This window comes from Nocardia sp. NPDC004573, from assembly GCF_053602135.1.
In genome coordinates this window covers 125520-136398 of record NZ_JBSGDA010000022.1, presented here as the reverse complement: position 1 = coordinate 136398, position 10879 = coordinate 125520, and the positions used below count along the sequence as shown (strand labels likewise).

Below are 10879 nucleotides of genomic sequence, written 5' to 3'. Positions count from 1 at the left end.
ACCACGCAAAACGCTCGGCTGGGCAACCCCAGCCGAGCGTCTGCGTGATCTACTGACGACCACATAGCCATCAGGTGTTGCGAGGACCCCGAGAATCCGCCAAGTACGGAGGTGGGCCCTTTGGTTTCGCTGCGGCTCAGGCCATGCCCGCGATCCAGTTGTGCATCCAGGAGATGGCGGTCTGACCGCCACCGACCGGGTAGCTGCCGTACAGGGTGTGGGCCTGCGACTTGTAGAAGCGCTCCAGGTCCTTGGCGCGCTGCTGGTTGGCCGAGTCGGTCAGCTGCGCCTGCAGAGTCGGGACACCACCCGAGCTCATCAGGTCGCCGATGATGTTGCCCGCCTCGATCTGGTAGCGCCACATGTTGGCGGGGTTGGCGTCCGAAGCCTGGGCCAGGAACCCGGCGAACCGGGTGACGAAGTCCTCGGTCGCGGTCGCGCAGTAGAGGTCGTCGAGCGCGCAGATGGTGCGGGTGCGATCGCTGACCCAGCCGAAGCCGCCGACCCGCGGGCCACCCGCGCCCGCACCGGGAGCGACGGGGCCGATCTGGATGTCGGTGGGCGAACGACGCGGATCGGAGATCAGGCCGACGCCTGCGATGCGGTCGGCAGGCACGGCACCGAGGCCGGTGCCGATCTCGGCGGCGAGATCGCCTGCGGCGTCCGCGCCCTGGCTGTAGCCGATCAGGGCGATCTTGGTCGCGCCGCACTGCTGCGCCATGTTCGCGATCAGCCCGCGGGCGTTGTCGACCGCCTCCTTCTTGGAGTTGCCGTAAACCTCACCCTCCCACGGGAAGGCGGTCGCGGCATAGGTCACGTAGTCGACCTCCGTGGAGGACGGGAGGCCGCGAGTGACGCCGGCCAGCATGCCGGGCTGCGGGGTCTTGTCCCGTCCGGTCTCCCAGGTACCCGGGATCGCCACCACGTACAGGCTCGGGCAACCGGGCGCGGCGCTCGCCGACGCACCCCCGAAAACCAAGCCGGACATCACGGTCGCGGACGCGCCCAGAGCCGCGACGACCTTCTTCCACTGCATACCGCTCCAAACCTCGCCCTCGTCGAACTTCCCGCCGAGTTGCCGCGTCAATGCTGACCTCACCGGATGTCGTTCCAGTGCACGCCGGGTGAACACCTCCACCCGACCGGTATGACGTGCACCCAAAACCGCATCCCAAGATCAGCAGCCCGCCGGAGATCACAATAAAGCCACGAACGCCGCAATGCCATTCGAACTCTGCAGTGTGTCGGATTTCCGTTCCCAGTGCGATTCGAAGCCCGCAGATCGAGGGGTGGAACGTCCCGGGCACGCGAAAAGGCGCCTGTGGAGGAGTTGTCCACAGGCGCCTTGGTTTCCGCTCCGGTAAGAGAGGGGACCTAGCGCTGAGCCACCATGGTGGGGGTGATCGGCGCCGGGAGGGCGGTCTCGCCTTCCAGGTACCGGTCCACGCCCGCGGCCGCAGCGCGGCCCTCGGCGATGGCCCAGACGATGAGCGACTGGCCGCGGCCCATATCACCGGCGACGAAGACGCCGGGAACGTTGGTCGCCCAGTTCTTGTCGCGCTGCACGTTGCCGCGCTGGTCGTAGCCGACGCCGAGATCGGTCAGCAGGCCCGGCTTCTCGGGACCGACGAAGCCCATGGCCAGCAGCACCAGATCGGCCTCGAGGGTGAAGTCGGTGCCCTCCACCTTCTCGAACCGGCCGTTGACCATCTTGACCTCGTGCGCGTCCAGACCGGTCACCTTGCCGTCCGCGCCGACGAAGCGCTCGGTGTTCACCGAGAACACCCGCTCGCCGCCCTCTTCGTGCGCCGAGGAGACCCGGTAGATCAGCGGATAGGTCGGCCACGGGGTGGACGCGGCCCGCTCCTCCGGCGGACGCGGCATGATCTCGAACTGGTGCACGCTGGCCGCGCCCTGGCGGTGCGAGGTGCCCAGGCAGTCGGCGCCGGTGTCGCCACCGCCGATGATGACGACCTTCTTGCCCTTCGCGTGGATGGGCGGCAGGCCCTCGTCGTCGGTGACGTCGTCGCCGAGCTGCACCCGGTTGGCCCAGGGCAGGAACTCCATCGCCTGGTGGATGCCGTCCAGGTCGCGGCCCGGGATCGGCAGGTCACGGGCCAGGGTGGCGCCACCGGCCAGCACGATCGCGTCGAACTTCTCGCGCAGCTGCTCGGCGGTGATGTCGACGCCCACGTTCACGCCGGTCTTGAAGATGGTGCCCTCGGCCTCCATCTGCGCGAGACGGCGGTCGATGAAGCGCTTCTCCATCTTGAATTCCGGGATGCCGTAGCGCAGCAGACCGCCGATGCGGTCGGCCCGCTCGAACACGGTCACGGTGTGCCCGGCGCGGGTCAGCTGCTGCGCCGCGGCCAGACCGGCCGGACCGGAACCGACCACGGCGACCTTCTTGCCGGTGAGTCGGGTCGGGTAGACCGGGGTCACCCAGCCCTCGTCGAAGGCGTTCTCGATGATCTCGACCTCGACCTGCTTGATCGTGACCGGATCCTGGTTGATGCCGAGCACGCAGGACGCCTCGCACGGCGCGGGGCACAACCGCCCGGTGAATTCCGGGAAGTTGTTGGTCGCGTGCAGCCGGTCGATGCCTTCGCGCCACCGGTCCTTGTAGACCAGGTCGTTCCACTCGGGGATCAGGTTCCCCAGCGGACAACCGTTGTGGCAGAACGGGATACCGCAGTCCATGCAGCGGCTGGCCTGGGTCCGCAAGGTCTGGTGGGAGAAGTTCTCCTCGTAGACCTCTTTCCAGTCCATCAGGCGCAGCGGCACCGGCCGCCGCTTGGGCAGTTCCCGAGAAGTGTGCTTCAGAAAACCCTGGGGGTCAGCCACGTGCGGCCCCCGAATGGTCACAGCGCCTCGTCCACGTCATCTCTAGAACTCTCTCAGCCACGAGCAGCCTCCATAATCGCCTCGTCCACGTCCTTGCCGCTCTTCTCAGCTTCGGAGATGGCGAGCAAAACCTTCTTGTATTCGCGCGGCATGACCTTCACGAAGTGGTTCACCTGCTGCGACCAATCGCTCAGGATGCGCTCGGCGACAGCGGAACCGGTCTGGTCACGGTGCTGGGTGATGATGTCGTGCAGCCAGGTGAAATCGTCACCGGCCAGCTGCTCGACGGCGTCGGCCTGCTCGGGGTTGAGCCGAGCGGCGAAGGTGCCGTTCGGGTCGAAGACGAACGCCACGCCGCCGGACATACCGGCGCCGAAGTTGCGGCCGGTCTCGCCCAGGATGACCACCCGGCCACCGGTCATGTACTCGCAGCCGTGGTCGCCCACGCCCTCGACCACCGCGGTGGCGCCGGAGTTGCGCACGGCGAACCGCTCGCCGACCACACCGCTGAGGAACACCTGGCCGCTGGTCGCGCCGAACAGGATCACGTTGCCCGCGATGATGTTGCGCTCGGGGACGAACTCGCCGGGCGCGTTCAGCGACGGGCGCACCACCAGCCGGCCGCCGGACAGGCCCTTGCCGACATAGTCGTTCGCGTCACCCTGTACGCGCAGCGTGATACCCGCGGGCACGAAGGCGCCGAAGCTGTTGCCCGCCGAGCCGGTGAAGGTGATGTCGATGGTGTCGTCGGGCAGGCCAGCGCCGCCGTAGAGCTTGGTCACCTCGTGACCGAGCATGGTGCCGACGGTGCGGTTGACGTTCGTGATCTTGGTCTCGAACTTCACCGCCTGACCCCGCTCCAGCGCGTCGCGGCTCTGCACGATCAGCTGCTGGTCCAGCGCCTTGTCCAGGCCGTGGTCCTGGGACTTGGTGCAGCGGCGGTCCTGGAACATGAACGCCGTCTCGACGTCGTCCAGGATCGGCGACAGGTCCAGCTTGCTGGCCTTCCAGTGCTGCTTGGCCCGCGAGGTGTCGAGCAGGTCGACCCGGCCGATGGCCTCGTCCAGCGTGCGGAAGCCCAGCTGCGCCAGCAGCTCCCTGACCTCCTCGGCGATGAACAGGAAGAAGTTCTCGACGAATTCCGGCTTGCCGGTGAACCGCTCGCGCAGCACCGGGTTCTGTGTCGCGACGCCGACCGGGCAGGTGTCCAGGTGGCATACCCGCATCATGATGCAGCCCGAGACCACCAGCGGCGCGGTGGCGAAGCCGTACTCCTCGGCGCCGAGCAGCGCGGCGATCACCACGTCGCGGCCGGTCTTCATCTGGCCGTCGACCTGCACGACGATGCGGTCGCGCAAGCCGTTGAGCAGCAGCGTCTGCTGGGTCTCGGCCAGGCCGAGCTCCCAGGGACCGCCCGCGTGCTTGAGCGAGGTGAGCGGCGAGGCGCCGGTGCCGCCGTCGTGACCGGAGATCAGCACGACGTCGGCGTGCGCCTTGGAGACGCCCGCCGCGACGGTGCCGACGCCGGGCTCCGCGACCAGCTTCACGTGGATGCGCGCCTGCGGGTTGGCGTTCTTCAGGTCGTGGATCAGCTGCGCCAGATCCTCGATCGAGTAGATGTCGTGGTGCGGCGGCGGCGAGATGAGGCCGACGCCCGGCGTCGAGTGCCGCACCTCGGCGACCCACGGGTACACCTTGTGCGCCGGAAGCTGGCCGCCCTCACCGGGCTTGGCCCCCTGCGCCATCTTGATCTGGATGTCGGTGCAGTTGGTCAGGTAGTGCGCGGTCACGCCGAAGCGGCCCGAGGCCACCTGCTTGATGGCGCTGCGCCGCCAGTCGCCGTTCTCCTCCGGCTCGAAGCGCGACGGCGACTCGCCGCCTTCGCCCGAGTTCGACCGGCCGCCGAGGCGGTTCATCGCGATCGCCAAGGTCTCGTGCGCCTCGGCCGAGATGGAGCCGTAGCTCATCGCGCCGGTGGAGAACCGCTTCACGATCTCCGAGGCCGGCTCGACCTCCTCGATCGGGATCGGGCTGCGCGCTTTGTGCTTGAACTTGAACAGGCCGCGCAGCGACGCCAGCCGCTCGGACTGGTCGTCGACCAGCTTGGTGTACTCCTTGAAGATCGAGTACTGGCCGGAGCGGGTGGCGTGCTGCAGCTTGAACACCGTGTCCGGGTTGAACAGGTGGTATTCGCCCTCGCGCCGCCACTGGTACTCACCGCCCACCTCGAGTTCGCGGTGCGCGCGCTCGTTGCGGTTCTCCAGGAACGCGACCCGGTGCCGCTGCGCGACGTCCTCGGCGATCTCGTCCAGGCCGATGCCGTCCAGGTGCGAGCGCAGGCCGGTGAAGTACTCGTTCACCAGCTCCTGCGACAGGCCGATCACCTGGAACAGCTGGGCGCCGTTGTAGGAGGCCAGCGTGGAGATGCCCATCTTAGACATCACCTTGAGCACGCCCTTGCCCGCGGCCTTGTTGTAGTTGGCGACCGCCTTGCGGTAGTCGGCGGCCAGGTCACCGGTGCTGCCCGGCATCTCGAGCGCACCGCGCTCGAGCATGTCCTCGATGGTCTCGAAGGCCATGTACGGGTTGATCGCGGCGGCGCCGAAGCCGACCAGCGTGGCCATGTGGTGCACCTCGCGGGCGTCACCGGCCTCCACGACCAGGCCGACCATGGTGCGGGTGCGCTCGCGCACCAGGTGGTGGTGCACCGAGGAGGTCAGCAGCAGCGACGGGATCGGCGCCAGCTTCTCGTTGGACTCGCGGTCGGACAGCACGATGATCCGCGCTCCACCGTCGATGGCGGCCGACACCTGGGTGTTGATCGCCTCCAGCGCCTTGCGCAGGCCCTTGCCGCCCTTCTTCACCGGGTACAGGCCGCGCACGACCACCGAGCGCAACTCGGGGTGCGATCCGTCGTCGTTGATGTGCACGAGCTTGGCCAGCTCGTCGTTGTCCAGGATCGGCTGCTCCAGCGCGATCATGTTGCAGGACTCCGGTCCCGGGTGCAGCAGGTCGGCCTCCGGGCCGATGTTGCGCTTGAGGCTGGTGACCACCTCTTCCCGGATCGCGTCCAGCGGCGGGTTGGTGACCTGCGCGAACAGCTGGGAGAAGTAGTCGAACAGCAGGCGCGGGCGGGACGAGAGCACCGCGATCGGAGTGTCGGTGCCCATCGAGCCGAGCGCTTCGCCACCGGTCTTGGCCATCGGCGAGATCAGGAGGTTGAGCTCCTCGGTGGTGTATCCGAAGATCTGCTGGCGGATCAGCACGCGGTCGTGTGACATGTGCACGTGCGGGCGGTCGGGCAGGTCGGCCAGGCGGGAGACGCCCGCTTCCAGCCACTGCTGGTACGGCTGCTCCGCGGCGAGCTGGGACTTGATCTCCTCGTCGCCGACGATGCGGCCCTGGGCGGTGTCGACCAGGAACATACGGCCCGGCTGCAGGCGCGCCTTCTGAACCACCTTGGACGGGTCGATGTCGAGCACGCCGACCTCGGAAGCCATCACGACGAGGCCGTCGTCGGTCACCCAGATACGGCTCGGCCGCAGGCCGTTGCGGTCGAGCACGGCGCCGACGACGGTGCCGTCGGTGAAGCACACCGACGCGGGTCCGTCCCACGGCTCCATAAGCATCGAGTGGTACTCGTAGAAGGCCCGCCGCTGCGGGTCCATGGTCTCGTTGCGTTCCCAGGCCTCGGGAATCATCATCAGCACGGCGTGGGGCAAGCTGCGGCCGCCGAGGTGCAGCAGTTCCAGCACCTCGTCGAACCGGGCGGTGTCGCTCGCCCCCGGGGTACAGACGGGGAAGATCTTCTCCAGCCGGTTCTTGCCCGCGGAGTCGACGCCGAAGACGTCGCTGCGCAGCAGCGCCTCGCGGGCGCGCATCCAGTTCTCGTTGCCGGTGACGGTGTTGATCTCACCGTTGTGCGCCACCCGGCGGAACGGGTGCGCCAGCGGCCAGGACGGGAAGGTGTTGGTGGAGAACCGGGAGTGCACGATGCCCAGGGCGCTCTCCACGCGGGAGTCCTGCAGGTCCAGGTAGAACGCGCGCAGCTGCGGCGTGGTGAACATGCCCTTGTAGACGAAGGTCTGCCCGGACAGGCTCGGGAAGTAGACCGACTCCCTGCCGACCGCGCCCTCACCGGCACCGGCCGACCCCAGCTCGCGCTCGACCCGCTTGCGCACCACGTAGGCGCGACGCTCCAGATCCATCTCCGACAGCGGATCGGAAGCGTTCTTCGGCGAGGCGATGAAGATCTGCCGGAAGCTCGGCATGGCGTCGCGCGCCAGCGCGCCCAGCGACGACTCGTCGATCGGCACCTCGCGCCAGCCGAGGACCTCGAGGCCCTCTTCCTTGACGATCTTCTCCACGCCGTAGGCGGCGCGCGCGGCTTCGCGACGGGCCTGCGGCAGGAAGGCGATGCCGGTGGCGTAGGAGCCCTCCGGCGGCAACTCGAAGTCCACGATGGCGCGGAAGAAACGGTCCGGGACCTGGATCAGGATGCCCGCGCCGTCACCGCTGTTGGGCTCGGCGCCCGCGGCGCCACGGTGCTCCAGGTTCAACAGAGCCGTAATAGCCTTGTCGACGATGTCGCGGCTGCGTCGGCCGTGCATGTCGACGACGAATGCGACGCCGCAGGCGTCGTGCTCGTTCGCCGGGTCGTAGAGCCCGATGGGTCCAGGTGACCGGTGGCCAGGAAGTTGCGTCATGCCTCTGCCTTCAAGAAAGTCGGCCTTCGAAGAAAAACGGCCTTTCGTCGAACGCCTCCGTACAAGACTGCGCCCGTACGTTCCGAAGCCAGCCGCGCTGATGGTCTTCGGCGTGCAGTCAGGTCTGCAGTTTTTTTCCACCCGCTTCTGTGACGTAGTGGGTGCCCTTCGGTAACGGATCCCTAACAAGATCCTTACCTCCGAGCGGGTGCTCGCCCGCTACGCTGAGCACCTGGCTAGGGCTGCCCGAGCGGGCGAGGTAGCCGAACGTTCTGTGTTCGGCGTAAGAGCAAACGATAAGTCAGGTCCAGGGCCCAACCAACTTAGGTAGTACTAATAACCAGGTTTAGCTGGGCTTCTGCATTCGGTCCTCCACGTGTGCGCGTCGTCCAGTGTAAAGCAGCGAGTACCGTGCGATCGATCCCCATGGCACCCGGTGCCACCTGGGAATACCGGCGCACGACACCCATCCGAGACCTTCCTCACAAAGCCCGGAAACCGCCCTCACCTGCGTCGAAGTGGATTTCCCCGGTTCGCCGCGCGGCAAACCAAGCGGCAGCGGCTAACTCGGCGATCGGGCCGTTGAGATATATCCGACACGGGCGTGACAAGCCATGAATGTGATCCGACCGTTCGGCCTCTTTTGCCCGTTGTGTCATTCAGCACATAATCAGCAAATATCGGAGAGTGGTGTTGGACACAGTGTTCGCCGTAGGGCCGGCGATTCGGTCTAAGCCGGGCAGAGGGATACGGCGGCCCGCACCAGCGCCGCTCGGTGCAGGGCGTCGCCGTGCCCCGTGGTGAATACGCCGAAGACGCTGCGCGCCAACCGCTCCGCGCAATCCGGCGCGGTCAGTTCGGCTCGGCGCAGGTCGAGCTGGTCGAGAATCGCGACGTTCACCCGGTCGATGACCGGACGCACGGAGGCCAGCCCCTCGGGCGCTGTGGGCGCCGCGGCCGGGTCGAAGCGCCACTGCAGCATCAGTCCGCGTTGCACCGTCTTGTTGGCCTCGATCTGCCCGAAGAAGACCTGTCGCACCCAGTTCTCCGGCAGGTCACGGCCATTGCCGAGACGAGCCATCGCGTCGTAGACGGACGCTTCCCGCATCGGATCGTCGATGGCGGGCTCCGTGCCGAGTTCGCCCGCCGCCACCCACTTCGCCGCGGCGACGGCGTCCGCGGTGTCCAGCCGCTCGAGCACCAGGGCGACCAGCCGGTCCAGCGACCGGTCGTCCGGTGCCGCACCCGCGCTAACCGGCCACATCAGCAGCGCCGCGGCCAGCAGCGTCAACCCGATTCTGCGCACGCCGCGACCTCCTCGGATCCCTCGCACGGAAACGAATCACCGCGTCAGCGTAGGCACACGCGCCCCGGAGCCGCAGACGACGTTCGAACGACTTGTGAGCCTGGCCACATCCGGCCTTCCCTGCTCGCTGCACCCCCGGGGAGCCTGTCACGCTGTCACAACGAATCCGTGACAGTTTCGTCGCGCCCGTGTCAGCGCCTGGGACGTAGAGGATGTGCCTTCCGATGACCGTCACCAGCTTGTTCACCTGGCTCGGCGGGGGCAGGAACAGCGCGCTCACCGATCGTCACGAGCGTGCGGGATACGCCGTCACGGGGGCGGTCGTGCTGTTGTTCGGCGTGATCTCCGGTGTGGTCGCCGCCCTGGCCGCGGGCTCCGCATGGCCGTGGTGGGCAGCGCTGTCAGCAGGCGTCGTGGTCGCCGCGCTGACCGGCGCGCTCGCCAGGGCTCTGGCAACGCCCCGGCCCAGTGGCGGGCCGGACCGGCTCGGCCTGATCGCGCGTCTCGTGGTCGCGGTGCTGGCGGGCGGACTGCTCGCCGAGCTCGCCGCGATCGTGCTGTTCAGCGGATCCGTCGACCGGCTGCTGGACGAGAAGGCGCAGCGCTCGCTCGATTCCGCGCCGCGGGTCGTCGCGGCGCAGGCGGAACTCGACCGGGCGAAAGCCGACCGGGCCGCGCTCGAACAAGCGATCGGTATGGCGCAGAACGATATCGATCACGCCTTGGTGATCGCCCGCTGTGAGATCAACCCGACTCCGGAGTGCCCGCGCACCAGGATCACCGGCGTGCCAGGACGCGGGCCGGAGGCGCAGACGGCCAACGATATGCTCGACGACGCCCGCAAGCAGCTCGCCACCGCGCAAGGCCGGGTCGATGCCGCGGACCGCCGGATCGACGCGGGCCAAGCCGCCCTGTCGACCGCGCGAACCGCCGCGTTCGACGACGCCGATCGCGGGCTCGGCGCGCGCTGGCAGGCGATGAACGACTACACGGTGCGCGACGCGCTGCCGCTGCGCGTGCTCACCATCCTGGCGTTCGTCGCGCTGGCCCTGCTGCCGCTGGTCCTGCGCTGGTGGCGCGGCGAGACATCGTTCGACCGGCACAACGCGGCCCGCACGGTGTACGACCGCGCCGAGCGGGAAGCCGACACGGTGATCGCGGTCAAGCAGGCCGAAGTGCGCGCCGAGACGGAAACCCTGCGCGCCGAGCAGGAACTCACCGCCGCCCGCCTCGCCGTCGAGGCGGACACGGCCATCGACCGGGAGCGCCAGCGCACCCGCATCATCGCGGCCATCGGCGGCATCGAGATCGGCATCACCGAGCCGCCGCGCCGCCCCGAACTTCCCGCCGTCGCGGCGGACGACCGAAAGGACAGCGCCGTGCCCGACGACGCGACGCACCTACCCGCTCCCGCCGCCGCGCATCCGCCGGTGCCGGCCGTCGCACCCGCACCGGCCGTGCCGAGCGGTGGAGGCGGCCTCGAGCTCCCGCTGATCGGCACGGTCCCGTTCACCGACACCGCGGCGCGTTTCATCCGGCCGCTGGTTCCGTCGTTCGTCGCCAACGCGATCGACACGGCGACGCATCCGTTGCGCACCGCGCGACAGGCGTTCGAAGAGGTCGAGGAGATCACCTTCACGCTGCGGCGCACCCGCAAGGTCACCGTCGACGGCCAGACCTCGCATCCGCAGGCCGTCGGCTATCAGCTGCAGCCGGGCACGCCCGACATCACGCACGCCCAGCACATTGCCTCCACCGTCGTGGACGCCCACTACTCCGCGCCGCCCGCCCCCCGCTACTCCTCGCTTCCCCCCACCGGCGCCGCCGGCTACGGTCTGCCCACCGGCGCCCACCGGGACGAGCTGCCGGGCCACCACCGTCCCGAACTTCCCGAGGCCGGCCGCCGCGAACTGCCGCCGGGGCGCTGACCGCGCCGCGCCGACAAGCAACCAGGCCGGACGCCGCGGCTGGCAGCGCTTGCGCACCGGCGGTGTCCACAGCTTCTGGATCCGTGCGCCCGCCG

General features: G+C 68.6%; 5 protein-coding genes. 1 reads left to right on the top strand and 4 read right to left on the bottom strand.

Annotated features, from left to right (window positions below; translation table 11 throughout):
* Positions 1-136: 136 nt before the first annotated feature.
* The 4 genes from ACWEKR_RS27770 to ACWEKR_RS27755 all read right to left on the bottom strand — a co-directional run bounded on the left by ACWEKR_RS27770 (position 137) and on the right by ACWEKR_RS27755 (position 8856).
* Entirely contained in the window at positions 137-1036 is a 900-nt protein-coding gene (locus ACWEKR_RS27770; protein ID WP_452356948.1) for a cutinase family protein, read from the bottom strand.
* 338 nt (positions 1037-1374) lie between these two features.
* The gene (locus ACWEKR_RS27765; RefSeq protein ID WP_195085094.1) at positions 1375-2844 is read right to left on the bottom strand and encodes a glutamate synthase subunit beta; all 1470 of its coding nucleotides are present in this window, start codon (positions 2842-2844) and stop codon (positions 1375-1377) included.
* Between the two features lie 53 nt (positions 2845-2897).
* Entirely contained in the window at positions 2898-7550 is a 4653-nt protein-coding gene (gltB, locus tag ACWEKR_RS27760; RefSeq protein ID WP_452356943.1) for a glutamate synthase large subunit, read from the bottom strand.
* 730 nt (positions 7551-8280) lie between these two features.
* Complete coding sequence (locus ACWEKR_RS27755; RefSeq protein ID WP_452356942.1) at positions 8281-8856, bottom strand: chorismate mutase; 576 nt, start codon at positions 8854-8856, stop codon at positions 8281-8283.
* A 224-nt stretch (positions 8857-9080) separates the two neighbouring features.
* Between ACWEKR_RS27755 and ACWEKR_RS27750 the strand changes: the two genes are divergently transcribed.
* Positions 9081-10784 (top strand): DUF4407 domain-containing protein, encoded by a 1704-nt coding sequence (locus ACWEKR_RS27750; protein ID WP_452356941.1) that lies wholly within the window; start codon positions 9081-9083, stop codon positions 10782-10784.
* Positions 10785-10879 lie beyond the last annotated feature (95 nt).